Source organism: Vibrio sp. G-C-1 (assembly GCF_021728015.1).
Taxonomy (GTDB): Bacteria; Pseudomonadota; Gammaproteobacteria; order Enterobacterales; family Vibrionaceae; genus Vibrio; species Vibrio splendidus.
Genome location: NZ_JAKKCR010000010.1, coordinates 85,374 through 107,506, shown reverse-complemented (window position 1 = coordinate 107,506; position 22,133 = coordinate 85,374). Strand labels below are relative to the sequence as shown.

At 44.2% G+C, this 22,133-nt stretch carries 19 protein-coding genes; 8 read left to right on the top strand and 11 right to left on the bottom strand.

What is annotated here, in order from left to right:
* Nucleotides 1-291 precede the first annotated feature (291 nt).
* Nucleotides 292-948, top strand: coding sequence for a 2OG-Fe dioxygenase family protein (locus tag L3V36_RS15535; RefSeq protein ID WP_029405778.1), 657 nt, complete (start codon nucleotides 292-294; stop codon nucleotides 946-948).
* Entirely contained in the window at nucleotides 932-2,167 is a 1,236-nt protein-coding gene (locus L3V36_RS15530; protein ID WP_208775185.1) for a cysteine desulfurase-like protein, read from the top strand. The genes L3V36_RS15535 and L3V36_RS15530 overlap by 17 nt, the downstream gene beginning before the upstream one ends.
* Nucleotides 2,168-2,358: 191 nt before the next feature.
* Here L3V36_RS15530 and L3V36_RS15525 read toward each other — a convergent pair whose 3' ends face one another.
* A complete protein-coding gene (locus tag L3V36_RS15525) occupies nucleotides 2,359-3,030 on the bottom strand; it encodes a type 1 glutamine amidotransferase domain-containing protein (protein WP_102483134.1) in 672 nt (223 codons plus the stop codon).
* A gap of 239 nt (nucleotides 3,031-3,269) precedes the next feature.
* Between L3V36_RS15525 and L3V36_RS15520 the strand changes: the two genes are divergently transcribed.
* On the top strand, nucleotides 3,270-4,154 hold the full coding sequence (locus tag L3V36_RS15520; RefSeq protein WP_102483133.1) for a LysR family transcriptional regulator: 885 nt from the start codon (nucleotides 3,270-3,272) through the stop codon (nucleotides 4,152-4,154).
* A 401-nt stretch (nucleotides 4,155-4,555) separates the two neighbouring features.
* Nucleotides 4,556-5,779 carry a sensor domain-containing diguanylate cyclase gene (locus L3V36_RS15515; protein ID WP_102483146.1) on the top strand — a complete coding sequence of 408 codons (1,224 nt, stop codon included), beginning with the start codon at nucleotides 4,556-4,558 and terminating at the stop codon, nucleotides 5,777-5,779.
* 287 nt (nucleotides 5,780-6,066) lie between these two features.
* Here the strand turns inward: L3V36_RS15515 and L3V36_RS15510 are convergent, their stop codons facing one another.
* Nucleotides 6,067-6,891, bottom strand: coding sequence for a DUF2797 domain-containing protein (locus tag L3V36_RS15510; RefSeq protein WP_017070245.1), 825 nt, complete (start codon nucleotides 6,889-6,891; stop codon nucleotides 6,067-6,069).
* 304 nt (nucleotides 6,892-7,195) lie between these two features.
* On the opposite strand from L3V36_RS15510, the gene L3V36_RS15505 reads away from it, so the two are divergent.
* Nucleotides 7,196-8,491 carry a GGDEF domain-containing protein gene (locus L3V36_RS15505; RefSeq protein WP_208775187.1) on the top strand — a complete coding sequence of 432 codons (1,296 nt, stop codon included), beginning with the start codon at nucleotides 7,196-7,198 and terminating at the stop codon, nucleotides 8,489-8,491.
* A 124-nt stretch (nucleotides 8,492-8,615) separates the two neighbouring features.
* The gene (locus L3V36_RS15500; RefSeq protein ID WP_004733411.1) at nucleotides 8,616-8,966 is read left to right on the top strand and encodes a GlpM family protein; all 351 of its coding nucleotides are present in this window, start codon (nucleotides 8,616-8,618) and stop codon (nucleotides 8,964-8,966) included.
* A 300-nt stretch (nucleotides 8,967-9,266) separates the two neighbouring features.
* On the opposite strand, the gene L3V36_RS15495 is transcribed toward L3V36_RS15500, so the two are convergent.
* From L3V36_RS15495 to L3V36_RS15485, 3 genes are all read right to left on the bottom strand, one after another.
* Nucleotides 9,267-10,637 carry a DASS family sodium-coupled anion symporter gene (locus L3V36_RS15495; RefSeq protein WP_017085749.1) on the bottom strand — a complete coding sequence of 457 codons (1,371 nt, stop codon included), beginning with the start codon at nucleotides 10,635-10,637 and terminating at the stop codon, nucleotides 9,267-9,269.
* Nucleotides 10,638-10,833: 196 nt separating this feature from the next.
* Nucleotides 10,834-11,634, bottom strand: coding sequence for an ElyC/SanA/YdcF family protein (locus L3V36_RS15490; protein WP_029406252.1), 801 nt, complete (start codon nucleotides 11,632-11,634; stop codon nucleotides 10,834-10,836).
* Between the two features lie 194 nt (nucleotides 11,635-11,828).
* A complete protein-coding gene (locus tag L3V36_RS15485; protein ID WP_004733414.1) occupies nucleotides 11,829-13,517 on the bottom strand; it encodes an NAD-dependent malic enzyme in 1,689 nt (562 codons plus the stop codon).
* A 184-nt stretch (nucleotides 13,518-13,701) separates the two neighbouring features.
* Here L3V36_RS15485 and L3V36_RS15480 point away from each other — a divergent pair, with 184 nt between their 5' ends.
* Nucleotides 13,702-16,080, top strand: coding sequence for a helicase-related protein (locus L3V36_RS15480; RefSeq protein ID WP_102483131.1), 2,379 nt, complete (start codon nucleotides 13,702-13,704; stop codon nucleotides 16,078-16,080).
* Nucleotides 16,081-16,283: 203 nt separating this feature from the next.
* Nucleotides 16,284-16,661, top strand: a complete 378-nt coding sequence (locus L3V36_RS15475; RefSeq protein ID WP_004733416.1) for a hypothetical protein — start codon at nucleotides 16,284-16,286, stop codon at nucleotides 16,659-16,661.
* Nucleotides 16,662-16,837: 176 nt separating this feature from the next.
* On the opposite strand, the gene L3V36_RS15470 is transcribed toward L3V36_RS15475, so the two are convergent.
* From L3V36_RS15470 to L3V36_RS15445, 6 genes are all read right to left on the bottom strand, one after another.
* On the bottom strand, nucleotides 16,838-17,941 hold the full coding sequence (locus L3V36_RS15470) for a phosphoribosylaminoimidazolesuccinocarboxamide synthase (RefSeq protein ID WP_004733417.1): 1,104 nt from the start codon (nucleotides 17,939-17,941) through the stop codon (nucleotides 16,838-16,840).
* A 323-nt stretch (nucleotides 17,942-18,264) separates the two neighbouring features.
* Nucleotides 18,265-18,672, bottom strand: coding sequence for a SulA-like leucine-rich domain-containing protein (locus L3V36_RS15465; RefSeq protein ID WP_102483130.1), 408 nt, complete (start codon nucleotides 18,670-18,672; stop codon nucleotides 18,265-18,267).
* A gap of 344 nt (nucleotides 18,673-19,016) precedes the next feature.
* Nucleotides 19,017-19,205 (bottom strand): hypothetical protein, encoded by a 189-nt coding sequence (locus tag L3V36_RS15460; protein ID WP_004733419.1) that lies wholly within the window; start codon nucleotides 19,203-19,205, stop codon nucleotides 19,017-19,019.
* 165 nt (nucleotides 19,206-19,370) lie between these two features.
* Nucleotides 19,371-20,465: a tetratricopeptide repeat protein gene (locus tag L3V36_RS15455; protein WP_102483129.1), complete on the bottom strand. Its 1,095-nt coding sequence runs from the start codon at nucleotides 20,463-20,465 to the stop codon at nucleotides 19,371-19,373.
* A gap of 157 nt (nucleotides 20,466-20,622) precedes the next feature.
* Nucleotides 20,623-21,291, bottom strand: coding sequence for an OmpA family protein (locus tag L3V36_RS15450; protein WP_004733421.1), 669 nt, complete (start codon nucleotides 21,289-21,291; stop codon nucleotides 20,623-20,625).
* A 142-nt stretch (nucleotides 21,292-21,433) separates the two neighbouring features.
* Nucleotides 21,434-22,123, bottom strand: coding sequence for a DUF2786 domain-containing protein (locus tag L3V36_RS15445; protein ID WP_004733422.1), 690 nt, complete (start codon nucleotides 22,121-22,123; stop codon nucleotides 21,434-21,436).
* Nucleotides 22,124-22,133: the final 10 nt, after the last annotated feature.

Genomic DNA, 22,133 nt, shown 5'->3' with positions numbered 1-22,133 from the left:
AAAGGGCTGACACAATATGAAACTTAGCTTCCCAGTGGATAATATCGTTATATTTAAATTTATAGGGATTTATAACTAGCTAGTGGAGTGTGCTAGTTTTAAGAGTTGGTCATCTTTTATTCTGGTGTTATACACTGCTATTTGATTTCGGGTTGGATTTAGTGTCTGAATTATTAAATCTGGCGGGATAAATGATTGTTTAATGTTGATTTGACAAGATCTTCAAGTATCCTTTATGTAAACAAAACGTTAAATATCGAAAGTAAATTAACAATCATTAAGGAGTCGATGATGTTACATGCTCACGAAAATACCCTACATATTACCCACCTCAGTAACCACGCAGTTAAGGAGTTGTCACCTTCATTCTCTAAGCTACCAAGCACAGAGCATGCGGATGGCCAGTTTCGATTGAGAAGGTACTCGGTGGTTCAATTCAGTAATGGACAAGTCGTTGAGCAAGACAAACATAACTTTGTTCAGTCTGAAAACATTAATCACTTTCAAGGTGACGTCGTTCGTCAGTTCGAGCCGATTGAAGCGAAGATTCTAAGCAGTGAAGGCATGCAAGAAATGTGTGAGTTGTTTATAGAAACCAACGGGCTTGAAGACGGGCAAGAAATCGAAATCCATCAGATCCGCATTGCCGCTATTTTTGAAGAAACTCAGGTTGCTCCTGAAGGTGTTCACCAAGATGGTTTTGACCACATCGCTTTAATCGGCGTTAACCGACATAACATTGTGGGTGGTGAAATCATGCTGTATCAAGATTCACATGAAGCGCCATTCTTTAGAAAAGTGTTAGGCGATGGCGAGGTTGCGATGCTGGCAGACAGTAAGCTTTGGCACAATGCACAACCGATTCGCACCATAGACCACGATGAGATGGGCTATATGGATGTGTTTGTTCTAACAGCTAAGGATGCGCGCAATGTCCTTCACTCTTAATGATGTGCGCCAACAGTTTAGTGCTTTAGGCCAATATCATAACGGCAAGCCTGTGACCTTTTTTGATGGGCCGGGTGGATCTCAGGTGCCTGAGAATGTTTTAGCTTCGATGACCGAATACCTAGGGCATTTCAATTCAAACCTAGGCGGCCACTATTTTTCTAGCCAAAAGACCACAAGCTTAATGCAGCAAGCGCGAGAAGCGGCGCAAGCACTGCTTAATGCGGAGTCTTCTGGCAACGTTGTGTTCGGCGCGAACATGACATCTCTGACCTTCCAACTTAGCCGAGCGATCAGCCGCGATTGGAAAGAGGGCGATGAGGTTATCGTCACAGCGTTAGACCATTACTCAAATGTATCGAGCTGGCAGCAAGCGGCAGACGACAAAGGCGCGATTGTTCGCCAAGTTCGCGTAGACGAGTCGGATTGCAGTTTGGATATGGCGCATTTTGAATCGCTGCTTAACGAGAAAACCAAGCTTGTCGCGGTGACGTTTGCTTCGAACACGACAGGCTCGATTGTCGACATGGCGAAAGTTATCGAGCTTGCACATCAGCATGGTGCGCAGGTTTATGTCGATGCCGTGCATTACGCACCTCATCACTTGATTGATGTTCAGCAACTGAATTGTGATTTCTTAGCGTGTTCAGCGTATAAGTTCTTCGGCCCGCATGTGGGCATTGCTTATGTTGCGCCTCAATGGCTACACACGTTAAAGCCTTACAAGGTTGAGCCTGCAACCAATATCGGCCCAGGTCGATTTGAGACAGGTACGCAAAGCTTCGAAGGCCTTGCCGGTGTGATTGCGGCGGTAGATTACTTGGCGCAATTAGGCGATCCCGCCGATTCATTGCGTTCTCGTTTAGAGCAAAGTTACGCGCTGTATAATAAGCATGAAAGCCAACTCAGCGAGTACTTCCTTAAACGCTTGGCCGATCTTGAAGGGGCAACGCTTTACGGGAAAACCGCGTTTGATTCGAATCTAAGAACGCCAACCTTTGCCGTTACCTTTGAAAACCATTCTCCAGAGTTCATCGCTAAGAAGTTGGGTGAGCATAATATCTGTGTGTGGAATGGACATTTCTACGCATTAGGTTTGGTCAAACAGTTGGGTATTGAAGAGCAGGGCGTGGTGCGTATTGGTTGTATGCATTACAACTCGATTGAAGAGATCGACTTGTTGTTCAATGTGCTTGAAGGGATCTTGCGAAGCCGCTAGCAGAAGTAATTAGCAAGACGTCACAGGCACTTAATAGCTACAGAATTAGAAAAGAGCATACTTCTCTCAATAATATTGAGTAGGAAGTATGCTCTTTTTGTTTGATTGAGCTTATATCTGTTTAACGGCAGTTATTCTATTAGGACGGTTACTCAGACTAAAACCGTTACTCGATTAAGTTCTTGATTTAACTAAGATAGGTGTTTAACCAGAGCTGCACCTACTGCGTGAGCACTGGTTGGGTTCTGACCGGTAATCACTCGCTCATCAACAATTACAAGCTCATGCCAAGGTTGAACCTTGTTGAAACGCGCTGCGCTACGAGCAAGAGATTCTTCCAATAAGAACGGAATGTCATTGATGGTGCCAAAGTCGATCTCTTCTTCGCGTGTAAAGCCAGTCACTGATTTAGAGCTTAGTAGCTTTTCGCCGTTGCTTAGGACAATCGGAAGCAGTGCTGCTGGGCCGTGACATACTGATGCGATCACACCGCCATCTTCATAATGTTTAGCGGCAATCGTTGCGAATTGCTCGTCGGTTGCTAAGTCAGAAAGTAGGCCGAATCCGCCTGGGTAGAAGATAGCATCGTAGCTTTCTACGTTAACTTGGCTTACCGGAATCGTGTTGTTGATGCGGTTCTGGAAGTCATCATCCGCCAAGATTTCTGCGTTTACTGAATCACCTTCAATATCGGTTCCATACAGTGGGCCTTTACCACCCTTGATAGACGCGATGTCGTACTCAAAACCCGCAGCAATGATCTCTTTCAGAGCATGAGTCAGTTCAGGCGCGTAAGTACCGTTCGCTTGATCTGTGTCGCCTAGTGTTGCGTGGTTAGTTACAGGTATTAGTATTTTTTTCATGATTTGTCCCTTTGAGCACGTTTGTTTGGTTTCAGCGTTGTGGTTTTTCTTTAGGCATCGTGGTTTTTATTTAGAAAACCAAAGTTTTCAATTTAGATGCCGCTGTTTCGTTACCTGTAATACTAGTAGTAAACCATTTGAGTGATAATATGCCGAATAGGCAAAACATTATTGCTATATAGCAATAGTCAGATGTGAATTAGTCGAATGTGAATTCGTTAGACGTTAACAGGTGAAGTATGGATAGCTTTGAAGGGATTAATGAGTTTGTTGCGGTAGCCGAGTGTCACGGCTTTTCTGCAGCAGCAAAACAACTGGGTTGCAGTACCAGTCATGTAAGTCGCCAAGTTTCAAGGTTAGAAGAGAGAGTGGGTGTGGCACTGCTTGCACGCTCTACACGAATGGTGAGCCTGACCGAATCGGGTCATACCTATTATCAGCAGTGTAGAGATTTGGTCATTGGGCTTCAGCAAGCGAACGAGCAAGTGACTTCTCAACAAACTCAGCTTAGCGGTACTTTGCGTGTGAGTGCCGCAGGCGCGTTTGCAGAAAACCATGTCGCGGCGGCGCTGATGGAATTTGCTAAAGATCATCCTGAGCTCACCATAGAAATGAATTTCAATACCAAGATGGTTAACTTCATCGAAGATGGCATCGACTTCGCGATTCGTTATGGCCGATTGGACGATTCAGGATTGGTGGCAAGAAAGCTCGTCGATCGCCCGATGGCGGCGGCAGCCAGTAAAGACTACATAGAGCAATTTGGTACGCCGACTCATCCAGAGCAGTTAAAAATGCACAGCTGTATTATCGCCAACAGTGATCAGTGGCTATTTGAGAAAGAGGGTAAACCGTTAAATGCGGTGCGAGTACATGGGCGCTGGCGCAGTAACAATTCGAGTGCAGTACTGAAAGCATGTGAAGAGGGGCTTGGTGTTGTCTACCTACCCAAAAGCAGCTTCAATGGCGGCCTGACTAATGGAAAGCTTGTCCCGGTGCTAGAAGAGTATTGGGGTGCGGGAACCAGCAGTTGGGTCGTATATCAAAACCGCCGTTTTTTACCCCAGAGAGCAAGATTAGCGATCGACTTCCTAGTCGCTTACTTTTCGGATTGGAATGAATAACCGACAAGGTTTCAAGCTAACAGCCAACAAGATAGAAGTGAATAATAAAAGGATTTGAAAAGAGTCGTGATGAGCTCTAGCTACCTATTTGAAAGCGGAAAACAGAAAAGCTAATGCTTACATAGATATACGTTATCTTTTTTTGTTTTTTGACGCGAGTAATAGGATTGAGATACTTGTCTACTTTTAGTGACTCGTGTTAGCGATAGAATTGTAGAGAAGCCCGTTGCAGTACGATATACTAGATACCATATTAATGCCCCTAACGCGTGAAAGATTGTGTGGAAGCGTTGGCAGGATGTGTTGTTATGCTCCAGTTTGTGGAGTGTAGCGAGAGTGCGGAGTTGGCAATGTCTTCAATAAATTTCGAATCCACGTACGGTGTAATAACTATTCAAGATATGAATGTAGTTAGTGTTGACGCTAATTATGCTCGCATCTATGGATACCAATCACCCGAAGAACTACTTACTAATATAGATAGCTTCCTAGATCTAATCTCAGAAGAATACCATGTTTTAGCCTATCAAAATTACCTTGAAACGATCAGTGGTCAACGCGATCCGCAGGTCCACACCTATGTTAATGTTGATCGCAATGGTCGAGAGTTCACAGTGTTCTCTATTGACCATGTGACAGAGTGGCAAGGTCGGCCAGCACTGCAAGTCACGGTGATCGATCTTTCCCCTGCGATTCAGCTACAAAATGCGGTGCGTGAACAAGATAAGATGTATCACGATATGATCATGCAATCAGGGCAGGGCATCTTGGTTCACCGAGAGTTCAAGCCGCTGATGGTCAATCAATCGTGGGTTAAAATGCAGGGTGGTTCTTCCATAGAACAAGTTTTAAAGCTGGACTCTATCCTTACATTGGTGCCAAAACAGAATACGGATGGCATCAGTAAGCACTATCAAGCGATCGTGTCGGGTGAGTTGTCGGGAACCAGCACTGTGGTTGAAAACATTGGGTTCGATGGCATTCATCGATTCTTCAATATTTACGATAATGCGATTACTTGGCAAGGTCAGCCGGCCGTTCAGGTTGTGCTCGAAGATGTGACTCAAAAGGTGATGTTGGAAAAGCAATTGGTTCATCAAGCGAATTACGATGAAATGACTGACTTACTCAATCGCAGAGCGATTTATGAGTGGTTAAGGGAACATATTGCCTCTGATACTCATGTCGTCAGTATGCTGCTTGATATCGATGACTTCAAATCGATCAATGATACTTACGGCCATATGGTGGGCGATGAGGTTATTTGCGCATTGGCCAACATTACCAAACGTAATGTAGATAGAGTGGGTGGTGTGGCAGGCCGCTGGGGTGGAGAAGAGTTTATTCTCTTTATTCCCAATGCGTCATCTAACGTTTCGCGAGAAGTTTCTGATCAGATCAGACAGCAATTTAATCAGGTCGAGTTCAAAGTGGGCGAACAGATTCGTTTTAATGTGAGTGTGAGTATCGGAGTGAGTGATAGTCGCTCTTGCGAAGGAAAAGTGTCCATCGATGCACTCGTCAACCTCACAGACCAATCTTTGTATCGAGCCAAAGCGAATGGAAAGAACTGCGTGTGCGGAGAAGTGTTTGCCAGCGATATAAGCCAAGCATTACCGCACTAAACGACTTCAATCTATTGAGTAAACTCGATCAATTTAGAAGCATAAGCAATAAATCTGGAAGCTTAAGTAATAAATCTAGAAGCATAAGCTATAAACCTAGAAGCTTAAGTAATAAAGCTAACTAGGGTATCACCCCGTTATAATGTTTGGTCATGATACAAAAATGCCCTCAAGCAATTGCTGAGGGCATTTTAGTTTTAGCTCATCAAAGCCGTTTAGCTTTCACCGATCAAAGCCGTTTAGCTTTGGTTTATCAAAACAGCGGTCATCTCAAAGCTGTTGGCTTACTAAGCAGAAACTTCTACTTCGTAAGAGCCAAATTTACGGATGTTAATCACACCAGTATCCAAGATAAGGTATTGGCCTTTAATACCTTGCAGCACGCCAGATACTTCAGGGTTCTTATCAAAGTTGTGCGACACAATCTTCACCGGGTGCTGCTCAACTGGGTAGCTCAGTGAAGTGATGTTCTCACTAAGAATCTCGATTGCATCGTCGCCAAACTTCGCTCTGATCTCTTGGATTTTATCCTCAACCAATGGCAAGAGTTCTTTGGCTTTTTCTACCAACTCCATATCGTCACCGTCGCCTTTTAGCAACGTGCGCCAGTTGGTTTTGTCGGCAATGTGTTTTGCTAACTCAACTTCAATCAGGCCAGAAATCTGACGTGTTTTTACCTTCAAGATCGGCAGGCCTTGAGTAGCACCTTGGTCAATCCAGCGAGTCGGGATTTGAGTATGACGAGTGATACCCACTTTAAGGCTTGATGTGTTTGATAGGTAAACGAAGTGATCAACCATGCAGTTCGCTTCGCCCCATTCAGGCTCACGACAAGTACCTTCATCGTAGTGGCAAGTTTCTGGCTTCATGATGCACATGTCGCAGCTTGCTAGCTTTCTCATGCACACAAAGCAGTGGCCTTGAGAGTAGCTTTTCTTGGTTTTCTTGCCACACGAGCAGCAAAAAATATTACCGGTGTGAGTGAGGTTGATGGTTTTACCAATCAGAGGGTTTAGCTCTACAAACTCTTCACCGACAGGTAAACGGTAGGTAACCGCACCATCGAGCGAAGCACTCATTTTCTTGAGTGTTCCTTTTGCTAATAAAGACATGACATTACTCGTTGTATTTTGATTATTATTTCGTCGACTCGGACGCTCTGTAAGCAGGCGCTACGGTTAACGATGATTATGCGATGAGTATAACAAATAGAGTCCGTTTTAATACGCAATATTACTTGATTATTGCGATGGATAATTGATGAGTAAACGCTCGCTCAAAATTATGGTATGACATTTTGTTCAGGCGTGATATAACGTTTTTTAGTAAATTATTGGCATTAAGATCACTAATTTACCTAACTTATTTTCTATCGTGAAATCCCAACTATAGGGACCTTAAGCCGGAAGCTTAGACGTGAAATGGATCCATAAAATAGTCATCTTTTTAGTTATCACGACACTGGCGATTGTCCAGTATTACCGTGTGAGCGGAAATCGTGTGATAACGGCAATTACGCCGGATAAATATGAGTTTATCGCGACCAGCGATCAAGTGGATAAGGGCGTCAGTACGTCCCAATTATCTTATCAAAATGGCCAGTATATTCTCGACTGTGAGCTTAAAAAGTCTGAGTATCCGTGGCCTTATTGCGGCCTATCGATTCGTATCAACCCAGACATTACCACTGGCCTTGACCTTTCGCAGTACCACACCTTTAGAGTCAATATTGATTACCATGCGGAGGCCGATTCTAGCGGTCGTTTGCGAACTTACCTGCGTAATTATAATCCTGCTTATTCGGTTCCTGATGACGAGTACACGCATAAGTACAACGGGATGGAGTTTTCTCCTGGCGTGGATGGTGGTGTGATTGAGATTCCGATCAAAAACCTGCAAGTAATGACATGGTGGTTAGCGGATAACGAGATTGCGTTAGAGCATTCAGCGCCTGAGTATTCGAACGTGAATATGGTTGAGTTTGCTACCGCGTCTGGAGCGAAACTGGGTCACCACAGAATAGTCATCCGTAGTATTGAGTTCGAGGGATCTTATATTTCAGGCGAAAGCTTGTTCTTGATTCTACTGTTTGTTTGGGTTGGCACAGGCACCGTATTCTTATTGTCTGAGTTAAACCGTTCAAGAAAACGTATGGTGCTTGCAGAGAAAAGACATCATCACTTAAAGAACGTCAATCGAGCACTGAGAGAGCAAAACTTTGAGTTTTCAGAAAAGGCTCATCGTGATGAACTGACTGGGATTCTCAACCGACACGCGATTCGTGATTGGCTAAAAATGCAGTCTCAGCAGGTAAAGCAGGGGCATGGAAAGCTGAGTATGTTGTATCTCGACATTGACTACTTCAAGAGCGTCAACGATAAATACGGACACCAAATGGGTGATCATATTTTACGAGAATTCAGCATGGTGGTCGGCAGTTCGATCAGCGCGACAGATAAATTGGTGCGCTGGGGTGGTGAAGAGTTCATTGTTTTTTGCCCGGAGACTGATCTTGGCGAAGCACAAAGAAAGGCCGAGAAAATCCGACTTTTAGTCAGCCAGCACCTTTGGGTTCATGGCGATCCACTCACTTGCAGTATCGGTATTGCTGAGATGAAACAAGAGCGGGTGACAGAGACCATTGCTCGCGCTGATGAAGCTCTATATCAAGCGAAGCATTCAGGCCGAAATCAGGTGATCTTGAGTCACTAATCTGAAAATTGTTCTGGTTAGTTTATAAGCCACACGTGCATATGCGACGTGTGGCATTTTTATGGGCGCTATATGAGTTTACCCTCTAGAGCCTTTGTTGATTTGCTTGGACAACGTATAAAAAATGATTTCACTGTTCTTTAAATGTTTGCTTGGTGCGGCGGCTGTTCTGTTGATTGCGCTGCTGTCGAAAAGTAAGAGCTTTTACATCGCAGGCTTAGTGCCGTTGTTTCCAACCTTTGCTCTGATTGCTCACTACATTGTTGGCACGGAACAAACCATGGTGGAGTTACGTACCACGGCACTCTTTGGCTTGTTCTCGCTTGTGCCATACGCGGCTTATCTTGGCGCGGTTTATGTGTTCAGTTATCGCTACAATTTGGTATCGACGCTTTCTTTAGCCACTGTCGTTTGGGTTATGTGTGCTTCTATGCTGCTGTTAGGTTGGACGCGTTTGGTGCCAAGTGTGGCGTGAGAGCCAGATTTTAGAACGGTAATGAGTGCTTGGTAGTTGATACAGAAAAGGTGACAAGCTGACACAAAAAAGGTGGCGCGGGGCCACCAAAAGGGAAAAGCGTTTCTTGTTTTTAGATGCCCGTTTAGCTGGTTTTGTTAGTTAAACTGGTCTTGTTAGTTAAACTGATCTTGCTAGCTGAGCGGGCATTTTTGTACTGGTTGAGCCGGGGGAAGCTGCAACCAGATGTTTTTGAGTGTGGGGGGGGGGGCATTCCTATAAGCTCTTGTCTATAAACATAAGTCTATAGGGCGTTAGTGCTTACCAGAAGATCCACGCGAACAGTGTTAGTACTAGGATACAAACTAGGTTCAGCACCATACCGACTCGCATCATTTCTTTTTGTTTGATGTGACCAGAGCCAAATACAATCGCATTAGGTGGTGTCGCGACTGGTAGCATGAAGGCACAAGATGCGGCAATCGCAATCAGTGCAGATAAGATAACAGGTGACATACCCAGCGCTTCAGCAATGGTTGCAAATACAGGGACAAGCAATGCCGCACTCGCTGTGTTACTCGCAAACTCCGTTAGGAATACCACGAACGCTACCACGGCTAGAATCGTAAGAAGTACACCTGCTGTTTCTAAAAATCCGCTTAGTGAGTGTGCTAGGAATACGCTGGTTCCAGTCGCTTTAAGAATGTTACTTAAACAGATACCGCCACCGAACAGGATAAGCACACCCCAATCCGTTGTCTTCTCGACATCTTTCCATTCAACCGCTCTAGAAGCGCCAAGCAGTACAATGGCACCAATCGCTACCAAGCTATCAAACTTAGAGAATCCGCCAATCATTGCGTTGATTGGTTTTCCGAATATCCAAAGCGTTACGGTTAAAAGGAAGATAGACAGTGTGATTTTTTTGCTGTTTGTCCACTCTACAGGAGCGTGGTCTAGCTCAAATTTATGGTCGAGCTTTGGCTTAGTCATCACGTACAGGACAACCATTGTGATTGGCAATAAGATCATTGAGATAGGTAGACCTAGCGCCATCCATTCTGTGAAACTTAAACCAACTTCTGCGGCAGCAATTGCGTTTGGTGGGCTACCCACTAAGGTTGCGATGCCACCAATCGATGCACAGTAAGCGATGCCTAGTAGCACAAATACATAGGTGTTACGGTCTTCACTTTGGTCAACTTTGTTCATGATGCCTAGAACAAGAGGAAGCATCATTGCTGTGGTTGCGGTGTTTGATATCCACATTGATAAGCCCGCACTCACACCGAACAGCATGAACACGGCGACCGACATTCTGCCTTTTGCAATCAACAGCACTTTGTCAGCAATCGCTTTATCTAACTCTTGCTTGTTCAGCGCGGCTGCCAATGCGAAGCCACCCATGAACAAGAAGATGATTGGGTTCGAAAAGTTAGCCAGCGCAGCGGGCGTGTTGAATACACCAAACAAGACAGCCAATAGGGGAACGAGCAAAGCGGTGATGCTGACGTGAATCGCTTCTGTTAACCATAGAATGGCAACGAATACGAGAATACTTAAACCTGTATTCACTTGCGCTTCGAATGGCAGGGTATTGAGCAAAAGTGCAAATAACGTGAAATTACCAATTAAGATCATGCTGTTGCGGGTAAACAACCAGTGTTTCAGTGTAGTAACAAGTGCCGTCATAAGACGCTCCTTTTGTTATCCTCGTTTTATTGGTGCACGACTTCATTGAGTCGTGCTTATTATTTTCGAGGTATATAGCTTGATGTAGGGTCAGACTTTGTTGGAAGAATGTTACTCAAGTTAATAAAGGAGTGTTGGTGTGTTTTTGCTTAACAATGGGGAAGTGTGAGGCAACAAATTCAAAATGTGTAGTTTTCTACACATCGGTCTCTGCTGGTTCTAAAATAGGGCTTGCTGTAGGGTCTACAACAGGGTTTACAGTGGGGTCAGTAATAGGGTTTGGAATCGGAAATGATTCCGGTTTTGGACTGGGTTGAATCGGCTCTTTAGGTCCAAGGAACTTTGGCGTTGTCCCCATAATATACAGATCAAGGAATGCTTTGGTGCGCGCAAACACTTCACGTAAACGTATTGAGGTTCCCGAATGGTGAGTTGGTCCTGAAACCGCCAAACACTGCGCATGAATATCGTAAGAATTGGCGATGAAGAGCGCTCTTTCACAGTGGAATTTCTGAGTGATGATCAGAAAATTATCAGTATCGAATATCTTTTTAGCGCGAACAATCGAGTCCAAGGTTCTAAACCCCGCGTAATCTAGATTGATGCGTTCATCGGGGACACCCGCTTTCAACAAGTCGCGTTTCATCGTCCACGGCTCATTGTAAGAGCGATGAGCGTTATCGCCACTCAGTAGAAATTGGTCAACTTTTTCACGATCGAACAGCTCAATCGCGGCTTCGATTCGGTGTTTATAATAGTCGTTGAGTGTTCTACCCAAATATTTGCTCGTGCCAAGCACAACCGCGACCTCAAGCTCGGGCACGTCATCAATATCGTAGATGATGCGATCTTCCGCTTGCCATGAAACCCAATAATCGATCGCAATAACCGCAGCGCTGCCAACTAAGAACACGAGGAAAGCGCCAAACAGAAAACCTTGCAGTTTTTTGTAAGCTTTTTTTATGTAGCTACGGATAATGTGAGAATCAAATTTCACTCTCGGTATGGTCCTTTGACTGATCATTAATTTTTGAGTGCTCGATAATACCAAATAAAAATGAGAAAAATCAGTTAAAAAGACAAGACAGTGTAAAGAAAAAAGCCCCTGCAGTTGCAGAGGCTCTTGTAAGAGTAGTTAACGCTCTTTATTCCAAGCGCAGCACGCTTTTATTCAGAGCGCAGCACGCTTTATTAGAATGCAGTACGCTTGTAGCGGCGGTAAACCGGCTGCCAGAAGTGCTGGTCAATCGCTTGTTGAAGAGCTTCTTCAGTGATCTCTAGTGCAACACCTTGTTCAATCGCTTTCTTACCAACGGCAAGAGCAATCTTCTTAGATACGGTGTGAATCTCTTCCAATGGTGGAAGTAGTGCACCTGAACCATTGATAGCGAGTGGAGAACACGTAGCAAGCGCACGGCTTGATTCCATCAACATTTCATCAGTGATACGTGACGCATTCACAGCCAATACACCAAGGCCAATACCTGGGAAGATGTAGCTGTTGTTACACTGAGCGATTGGGTAAGTGGTGCCGTTATGAGTTACTGGCTCAAATGGGCTACCTGTCGCAACCAGTGCTTGGCCATCAGTCCAACGAATAATGTCGTTTGGAGTTGCTTCAACACGGCTTGTTGGGTTAGACAGTGGGAACACGATAGGGCGTTCACAGTGTAGGTTCATCTCTTTGATGACTTCTTTGCTGAACAGACCTGGAGCACCAGATACACCAACTAATACGGTTGGTTTCGCGTGGCGAACAACGTCTAGTAGAGAGAAACCAGTGCCGTCGCTTTCCCAGTCTTTGGTGTTTTCGTTGGTTTGAACGAGACGCTGTTGGAAATCAAGCAGGTTTTGCATGCCTTCCTGTAACAGACCCCAACGGTCAACCATGTAAACTTGAGAGCGTGCTTGTGCATCGCTGATACCTTCAGACACCATTTGAGCAATGATAGCTTCAGCAATACCACAACCTGCAGAACCGGCACCTAAGAAGGTGATGCGTTGATCTGAAAGTTTGCTGTTTGCTGCTTTACATGCTGCAAGTAGAGAACCAACCGTTACGGCTGCTGTGCCTTGGATGTCATCGTTGAAACAACAGAGGCGATCTTTGTAACGCTCAAGCAGTGGCATTGCGTTCTTTTGTGCGAAATCTTCGAACTGAACTAATGCATCAGGCCAACGGCGCTGAACAGCTTGGATGAACTCTTCAACGAATGCATCGTAGTCAGCACCTGTGATACGAGGGTGACGCCAGCCCATGTACATTGGGTCTGCAAGACGTTGAGGGTTGTTTGTACCCACATCGAGCACGATAGGTAGCATGTAAGCTGGGCTGATACCGCCACAAGCTGTGTACAGTGCTAGCTTACCAATTGGAATACCCATGCCACCGATACCTTGGTCTCCCAAACCAAGAATACGCTCACCATCCGTAACCACGATAACTTTAACGTTGTGGTTTGTCGCATTGTTCAGTAGGTCATCGATACGATCGCGGTTCGGGTATGAGATAAACAGACCACGGCCACGACGGTAAATATTTGAGAAGTTCTCACATGCTGCGCCAACCGTTGGTGTGTAAATGATAGGCATCATTTCAGAAATGTGGTTTTGAACTAAACGATAAAAAAGCGTTTCATTAGTGTCTTGGATGTTACGAAGGTAGATATGCTTATCCATATCACTTTCGAAGTTACAATATTGCTTGTATGCACGTCCTACTTGCTCTTGGATTGTTTCGGTCGTTTCCGGTAACAAGCCTTCAAGGTTGAAAGAACTGCGCTCTTCAGCAGAGAATGCGCTGCCTTTGTTTAGAAGAGGGGTACTTAGTAGAGCAGGACCAGCATAAGGGATATATAGAGGGCGTTTATCGTTGTTCATTGGATGCCTAATATGGGAGAAAGGGTAACCGAAAAATGATAACGGTTTAGTTATTCAATTGTAAATAGTTTCCCTCCGATCTTTGCAAACAAAATGATATTCTTACCTATGTCCCACACTTATCGAATTCTAGCGCCATAATTCGTTATACTTCGCTCACACTTTTTCGCGACTCCTCCTTTTTATGTCATTACTTCCTATCGATTCTTATCAAAACGTATTCCACGAGCAAATCGCCAATTCTCACCTTGTAGTCGAAGCTGAAACCGGATCGGGTAAATCAACGCGTTTGCCACTTTGGGCTTCTCAGCATGGACGAGTGCTGGTGGTGGAACCAAGACGTATCGCGTGTACGTCATTAGCTAAATACCTCGCACAGCAATCGGGTGAGAAGCTTGGTAGCAAGGTTGGTTATGCGATTAAGCTTGAGTCGGAGTACAACGAGCAGACTAACGTTGTTTTTGTGACGCCCGGTATCGCGCTGCGTTGGTTATCAGAAGACGGATTAGCCAGTTTTGATGTGATTGTGGTGGATGAGTTTCACGAGAGGCGCTGGGACATTGATCTGCTGGTGGCGATTCTCAAACAAAAAGAGAGCCATCGCTTGGTGATCACTTCAGCAACCATTGAAGGGGAGCGTCTTGCTCATTACTTGGATGCGAATCGAATTAGCTGTGAAGGCCGAACTTATCAAGTTGCTATTGAACACAGGGCCAATGAATCCAGAGCATTGCCCGATATTCGACATCTAGAGCAACGTATTGCTGAAGAAGTGAATCATCAACTGATCGCTTCACATGGCGATATCTTGGTTTTCCTACCGGGTAAAAAAGAGATCGTGCAATGTGAACAAGCCTTATCAAAGAATCCAGATATCCAAGTGGTGAAGTTGCATGCGTCAGTCAGTGAAAAAGAACGAGATTTAGCGTTATCGGGTCGTAATATCAATACTGAAGGTAATGGCCTGAGAAAGGTCATTTTGGCGACCAACGTTGCTGAAACCTCCCTCACCATACCTGATATTGGCGTGGTGATAGATTCAGGGTTAGAAAGACGCACCGTTCAACGAAACGGAAGAACCACACTGATGCTTAAGTCCATATCACGAGCGAGTGCCAAACAACGAGCTGGCCGCGCGGGTAGGGTGATGGATGGCATTTGTGTGCGTCTATATGGCGAGCATGCGGCGTTAGAGTTAGTCACACCACCTGAATTGCAGCGTGAAGAGCTGACAGAGCCTATGTTGGCCGCGGCATGTTGTGGTGCTCCGTTTGAGAGCTTGTCCTTCCTTGATCCTATTCCTGAGAAGTCATTAAACAGCGCGACTCAAACCTTGCTCACGATGGAGGCGATTAATAGCGACCATCAAATTACCGAGCATGGCAAAAAGCTGTATCCGCTGCCGATTGATGCTTTGTATGCCGATATTGTTACTCGAATCAAAACCAAAGCATTAAAAGAAGCGATGGTCGATCTCACCGCGGCGTTGTCCGTTCCTGCTCGTTTGTATCAGTTGCCGAGCAATGCAGAACATCTTGAAGCACTCGCTCAACAAGAGAAAGAAGGGTGTGACTTAAGCCTGTTAATTCAGATTGTTCGTGGTCGCGATTATCCGCATTTAGAAATCGACCAACAGGCACTGAATGAAGCACAAGGGCTGGCAAAGCAAATGCGTGAGGTGTTTGAACTTCCTCAGTTAGAAGTCGCGTCACGTTTCCAACGTATTGAACTGCTTAAGACTATTGTGCATTTGCATCCTGAGCTGGTGTTTGTGCGCCGACTGAAGAGGAAAGAAGCCTTTGCTAATGGAGTGTTAGAGGTCGTACTCGGCCGTCAGAATCGTTTCCCGGACAATGCACAAGCGATGTTGGTGCTTGATACCCATAGTTTGCCGGGAAGAGGTGTTAAGCAAACACTGACCTTAGCGACGGTCACGGCACCTATTCCTCTTGAGCTTATCATCGAAGCTGAACTCGGAGATTGGGAGCAAGGTGAAACAAGAGTAAATGATGATGGTGTCTTTACCGAGATGGCTTTGGTGTACGCAGGCCGTACAATTACGACCAAGCTCGTCGCGGCTGAAGGGCAACTATCATTAAAGCCTATTGTCGATCTTGTGTTAAAAGGCGTCCAACTTCCCGGTTTTGCAAAGGTTCGCACTCAAGAAATCAAACACTGGCAGCTGTATGTGAAACTCGGTCTCGATGAACAAACTCAATACACACCAGAAATTGAGAACATTAACTTTGAGCTATGGTTGATAGAGCAGCTTGAGGTGCTAGGTGTCACTGATGTGAGCGAATTGGAAATGTTCGACCATGCAGACATACCCTTCGATGGGATTCCAAGTTGGCTCTATTCAGAGTTCTCTGAAAAATACCCGTTTGCACTGAGCCTTGCCGACTTGCAACTTGATGTAGAATACTTGCCCGCACGAAAGCTGATTTACGTTCACTATCAATCGGGTAGCCGAAAGTTATCACCAAAACGCTGGGAGCTGCCAACATGGTCTGGCTGGCTTATTCAATACAAAAAAGCGAGCCGGATAATTGATATAAAATAGATAGATAAGTTTTATCTCTAAAATATTAATCAAATAGGTGCATATATGATTATTCAGTGCTTATTTTGTTACAAAATTGATTTTTATATGCCTTTTTAACCAATCAAAAGGTCATAAAAGACTATTCTTCTATATCCTATTGCTATAAAGAAAGAGTTGATAGATATTGAGTATATTGTGTTGTCAAAGTGTCGGGGGACATCATGGAAAAACAGATAGAGACGCGTGTAGAGTTCGATTACACAACCTTTCTTGGCGCCTCATGCAGTAAAAAATGGACTTTTCTGGAAGCACTAACCACAATTGCGCCAGTATTCAGTACCGTCTGGCGAGATAGCATTAAAGAGCTAGCAAGCCCTGAAGATCGTTTATGGCAGATGGCATTAAAATCAATGTCGACGCGTAAAAGTGATGAGTCAAACATTGTTACCTTACTTAAGCTAGCTAGGCTAGAAGGGATCAATGAACTCAAAGTTGTTATGCCATATTCTCTTGAAGAAGAGCAGATAGAGTACATCGAGACGCGCAGTCATTTGGTGATCGCCGAGAATACTGGAGAAGAGTTTACTATCAAGCTGTAATCTCTCATTATTGCTTAGAGCTTAGAGCTTAGAGCTTAGAGCATACAGCTTAGAAGCTAGCTCAAAGAATATTAAAAATCGCACACGTAAAAAGGGCCTCAATAATGATGAGGCCCTTTTAGTATCTGAAACTTGTGTTTACGAGCTTACTCGCTTTCTAGACTGAAATCAGTCAATCAGTCAACTAGACCATAGTCAGCACGCAGTACATCGATGATTTCTTGCTTAGGATTCTCGCTCAGTACGATCTCTGCACCTGTGATTTTCGCTGCGATATCAAGATAAGTACGAGACAGAGACATCAGTGAATCAAGAGGCAGCTCATTGTCACGAGCTAACGCTTCACGTTCTGGCATGCGTTCTTTGTTCAAAAGAATGTCTGCATCAGGGAAGTAGTTAAGCAAGAACTGACGGAAACCCTCTTTAGAGTTTTCAACGATGTTGCCTTTGTTGTATTCCTGAGTATCCCAAATGCGAGATGAATCTGGCGTGCCCACTTCATCCATGTAGATCAGCTTTTCTTTACCTTGAGCATCGTTGACGTAACCAAATTCAAACTTTGTATCCACAAAGGTTTGGTCGACTTTCGCGAGTGCTTGGCTGATAACGTTGAAGCCTTCTTTTAGCAACTTCTCGTAGTGCGCAATATCGCTTGCTTGAGTAAAGTTGAACGCTGCGAAGTTATCTTCGATATTGTTACGCGAGATGTTCACATCGTCAGCTTCTGGAACACCAGGGATACCTTTCAAAATCCCTTTTGTTGAAGGCGTGATCAGTAGCTCAGGTAGCTTCTTGTCTTTCTCGAGGCCTTCAGGCATCTCGATACCACAGAATTCACGTTCGCCGTTTGCGTATGCACGCCACATTGAGCCGGTGATGTATTGACGACAAATCGCTTCGATCATGACTGGGCGAGCTTTTTGTACAATCCATACAAACGGGTGTGGGATATCAAGAATATGACTGTCAGCAAGTCCGTTGTCTTTAAACAATTTGAACCAGTGGTTAGAGATAGCATTCAGAGCCGCTCCCTTACCCGGAACACCTTTAAGATTACCTTCACCACGCCAGATACAATCAAATGCAGAGATACGGTCACTGATCACCATGATGGCTAAAGGCGCATCTGGTGCTACATCGTAGCCTTTCTCTTTGATTAGTCGTTGACTATCTTCTTCAGTTAACCAGTAGACTGAGCGAACTTTGCCACTGTGGACAGGTTTGTCAGTACGGATTGGTAGGTCATCATTTACGGCAAGAACTTGATCAGCAAGGCTCATTTAGACATTCCTATCTTTTATCAAACGTCATACAGAGAAGTGCGGTGTGCACATGATTAGACGGGCATTATACTCAATCTACTATTTCCTTCCAGATAAAAAGCAAACGATTGCTAAATCTATTGTTTAAATAAAAACCCCCGCCTAACAATTCGCCAAAAAATAGGCGAATCGTAGGGCAGGGGAAGGCAGTATATTTGGACTGTGTTTTGGAGCTATGTTTGTTAAGTTAACTTTGTTAGCTAAAAGATTAAGCTATGTGTATGGGCTATGTTTTTGAGCCAACAATGTTATTAAGCCAACATGTTATTAAGCAAGGTGGCTTAGTGAATTCGCTCTGAATTCGCATCCATAAAGAAGACTTCACACTGAAAGCGCATTCCTAATATTCTTAGATATTGCTGACTGAATTGATCAATCGATGCACTTGCCACAATCGCACTCGCATTCTTAGAGCGAATGGCTTTCTCGACTGTTTCTACCTCAGTCATTTGATGAGAGGCTTTCATATGAATAACTCGGTCGCAGCAAACATTATGTTGCTTCAGCTGCTTAGCCGATGGTCTCGGTGTTTGAGCCGTAAACAGTAACCACTGATGTTGGTTGGACAGCAACGCCATTCTTGCAAATAACGCTTCCTCGTTTGAATTTTTGCTTTTACGAGAAACTGATGTAAATGCGCAGCGAACTAGCGGGCTAGAGTGTTGGGCTTTAACGTGTGCTTGAATCATTTTGCTGTCCTTATATACATGCTGTATGTGTATACAGTAGTTTTAGTTGCTTATAAGATCAAGCGTTTTTTGCGGGATTATTGGACGATTTTGTCTTAAGTTATAGATTAAACATAATTAAGTTATTGAAATTAAATAATAAATTAAATTTGAATGAATTTGCTGTTTTGTCTCATAATTTGAAAAAATGTGAGCCTTATACAGGTGTATACAGTGGTTTTGACAGAAAAGTACTGTATACACCTGTATAGAAGAGAGAAGAGAGAAGAGAGAAGAGAGAAGATCTAAAACCACAGACACAAAAAAAGCGCCTTAGGCGCTTTCTTATATTTCAACGGTGTTGCTTATCTCAATGTCGCTTGGGAGAGTTTTGCTCTCATTTCCATTTCACCAATATTGAACTGGCGAACATCAATGGTTGCAATATCATTGCACTCTTTACATGCATGATGACACTTACCATCTAGGTAGTCGTGCTTTTTAACTAGGCTTGGCTTTTTGCACCAATCACAAACGCCTTCTATTGTGAACATATTCTCTCCTCACCTGTTTAAGTCAGGTGTATTTTCGGCGCAAATTATGACACAAGTAAGACCCATTAGTTAATAGTTTGTTACCCGTTTTTGAGAGGGGGATCGATTGCAACACTAATAAAATCGATATCTTTGCGACCTTGCAAATTTAATATGTGTAGTTGTTTACGGTTTTGTAACATTTTGTAAAATGGTTTTTAGCGCATTGTTCAAACGTTTCATTTCTTCGTCACATCCGTGACCATCTGGATGGTAGATCTTTGATAATTGTTTGTATCGTATTTTGATGCTTTTCTGGTCCGGAATTGAGCTAGGCGTGTAGCCAAATAGCGCACAAGCTACCTGAAAATTGTTCAAGCTCTTGTTGTTTTTCTGCTTCTTCAGTTCGTTATAGATAGTCTGAAGTTGGCGCTTTTGCTGCTTAATGGTGAAGTCTTTCGCGCTAAGTTGCGCTTCAAGTGTCTGCTGTTGCTGATTTAACTCACCAGACTTCAGGATCTGTCGCTTTCGCGATACAACCAGAGTCGCGCTGATACTCATTATTGCAATCAAAACGGCCAGTACTGCGCCGATCATATAGTCAGAGTTTGTTAGGTTAGAACGTGTTGCTTGGTCTCTAGAAGTTAGTGCCGAAGGGAAGGTACTTGGTTGATTCGTATTGGCTTCTGCACTGACGTTGTCATTGAGCTGCTCAATCGAAGAGATCTGCTTGGCGCGTTGTTGGTTAAATTGTGCTTCCAGAACGCGATTGTAACCATCTTCTGCATCAGGGTTGTCTTTTAGGGCCGCTTCATACCATAGCTGTGCTGCATCTAATGGTTGGAGTAGATCTTTCTCAAGCGAGGACTCATAGATCTTTGCGACCTCAACTGAGGCGCGTTTGTTACCTTGCAATGCTGATTTGATAAACCATTCTAAAGCTAGCTTGTTGCTTTGCTCTACACCTGTCCCAGATAAATACAATTCAGCCAGCCTAAATTGCGCATTTGCATTGCCGTTATCCGCTGATTGCGAGTACCAATAAAATGCATCGCTGGTGCTCAAAGGGACGTCGACACCCGATTCATAAGCTTGAGCGAGTTGATATTGAGAAATTGGGTCTTGAGGTTGTGATTCTTGAGATTGTGGATCTAATGAAAATTCATCATTGCTTGCTGCGTGCACGAAATGTGTGGTGGACAACGGTATCGTGGAAAATATGAGGGCTAGAAATAGAGGCCTAAGAAATGACGATGACAGAAAGTTGGATAGGATAAGCAAAAGATAAGTCTCGTAAAAAAGCCCAGTGCCGATGTATCAGGATGAATACGCTATGTGGCTGAGTGTTAAGTCGTAGCGCTTAAAATAAGCCATACGAATGACAAGCAACTATATAGTGGTTATTTCAATAGATAAAGGTAACTGGGCTTTAACCGTGCTACTTAAGCGGCAAAATTTGAATTTCTACGCGACGGTTACAAGCACGACCTTGAGAGGTGTTGTTGTCACATAGAGGGTAACGTTCACCGTTACCACGAGCAATGGCACGACCTGCAGCAACGTCTTGAGAGATCAAGAATGCACGAACAGATTCAGCACGACGCTCAGAAAGGATTTGGTTAGACGACTCGCTGCCAGTGCTGTCAGTGTGACCGTCGATCACTAGGCTAGTGTCTGGGTATTCAACTAAGATACGAGCCACACCACGTAGTGTGTTGTGAATACTAGACTCTAAAGCGTAAGAGCCAGAACCAAAACCAATGCCGTTTTCTAGGCGAAGTAGAAGCTGGTTCTCACCAACGCGTTCAACTTGAACACCAGAGTTCATGAGTTCTTCACGAAGTGCAGCTTCTTGTTGGTCGAAGTAGTAACCGATACCACCACCAACGGCAGCGCCACCAGCAGCACCGATGAGTGCACGTTTACGGCGATCTTTAGAATCGTCACCAGTAGCAGCACCAGCAACGGCACCAGCGATTGCACCAATTAGAGCGCCTTGAGTTGCAGAGTTAGTCTCAGATTCGCCAGTTGTAGCATTTTGGCGTTGAGTTGCCTGACAACCCGTTAGAGCGACAGTAAGCGCTAGGGCTAGTGTGATTTTTTTCAACGTATTTCTCCATCATGTACTTCTGTCAAACGCATGGATTGCGAATGACAAACATATAGTCCTATAAGTATTATTGATGGTTTTAACAATGTGCTGAGGAAATGTAAAGAGCAAGCATTATGATTTAGCTAAATGGCATGCTCTACGATTTGGTGATTTTTTTAGCCGCTTGAGTTCCGCCAACAGGGCGGTTTACCGAAAGCTTACGACCTTTCTTCAAACCAACTTCATAGTCAGCGGTGAGGTTTTTCATCGCTTCTCTGAGTTGTTGTTTGAAGGTTTCACGGTCAATATTTTCAAATTCTTTATCAATGTAGTTATTGATTTTGTTGTTTGACTCGTCATCCGGGGTAATGATCGGCAACTTTTCAAGCGCACCTTCTACCCAACCAGAGACGTAAGAGTTCACACGACGAGTGACTTCGAGAGTTCCTGTACCAGATCCTGCAAAGCTGTTTCTGAATTGACCCGTATGCTCGTTCAATTCGCGATAAATAATATCGAAAGCAAAGGCAGCAAAGATCGCTCGATCAGCTTCACCAATGAACTCCACACGCTTAAGGCCTTTGTGGTTCAGTAATACGGCTTCTACGCCAAACTTGGTGTTAATACCGCGAATAACACGCAGCAGTGTAGAGCTGATATTTGCAGGTAACAGGTGACTGGACTGAGTTTTCCCCATCTTGATAAATTCAATATCGTCTTTCTCGAGACCATATTTCAGCATCAAGTTATGCGCCATTTTTATCGCATTGGCCGCTTCATTGACGTTCGCAGAATTTCCAAGCTCAAGGCACTTGGCAATTTTCTTTAGGGCTTTTTTCTTATCCATCGACTACTTA

Bases quoted from the DNA above. Each gene is read 5' to 3' on its own strand.
- L3V36_RS15535 (WP_029405778.1), top strand. From the start codon at position 292: ATGTTACATGCTCACGAAAATACCCTACATATTACCCACCTCAGTAAC.
- L3V36_RS15530 (WP_208775185.1), top strand. From the start codon at position 932: ATGTCCTTCACTCTTAATGATGTGCGCCAACAGTTTAGTGCTTTAGGC.
- L3V36_RS15525 (WP_102483134.1), bottom strand. From the start codon at position 3,030: ATGAAAAAAATACTAATACCTGTAACTAACCACGCAACACTAGGCGAC.
- L3V36_RS15520 (WP_102483133.1), top strand. From the start codon at position 3,270: ATGGATAGCTTTGAAGGGATTAATGAGTTTGTTGCGGTAGCCGAGTGT.
- L3V36_RS15515 (WP_102483146.1), top strand. From the start codon at position 4,556: ATGAATGTAGTTAGTGTTGACGCTAATTATGCTCGCATCTATGGATAC.
- L3V36_RS15510 (WP_017070245.1), bottom strand. From the start codon at position 6,891: ATGTCTTTATTAGCAAAAGGAACACTCAAGAAAATGAGTGCTTCGCTC.
- L3V36_RS15500 (WP_004733411.1), top strand. From the start codon at position 8,616: ATGATTTCACTGTTCTTTAAATGTTTGCTTGGTGCGGCGGCTGTTCTG.
- L3V36_RS15495 (WP_017085749.1), bottom strand. From the start codon at position 10,637: ATGACGGCACTTGTTACTACACTGAAACACTGGTTGTTTACCCGCAAC.
- L3V36_RS15485 (WP_004733414.1), bottom strand. From the start codon at position 13,517: ATGAACAACGATAAACGCCCTCTATATATCCCTTATGCTGGTCCTGCT.
- L3V36_RS15480 (WP_102483131.1), top strand. From the start codon at position 13,702: ATGTCATTACTTCCTATCGATTCTTATCAAAACGTATTCCACGAGCAA.
- L3V36_RS15475 (WP_004733416.1), top strand. From the start codon at position 16,284: ATGGAAAAACAGATAGAGACGCGTGTAGAGTTCGATTACACAACCTTT.
- L3V36_RS15470 (WP_004733417.1), bottom strand. From the start codon at position 17,941: ATGAGCCTTGCTGATCAAGTTCTTGCCGTAAATGATGACCTACCAATC.
- L3V36_RS15465 (WP_102483130.1), bottom strand. From the start codon at position 18,672: ATGATTCAAGCACACGTTAAAGCCCAACACTCTAGCCCGCTAGTTCGC.
- L3V36_RS15460 (WP_004733419.1), bottom strand. From the start codon at position 19,205: ATGTTCACAATAGAAGGCGTTTGTGATTGGTGCAAAAAGCCAAGCCTA.
- L3V36_RS15445 (WP_004733422.1), bottom strand. From the start codon at position 22,123: ATGGATAAGAAAAAAGCCCTAAAGAAAATTGCCAAGTGCCTTGAGCTT.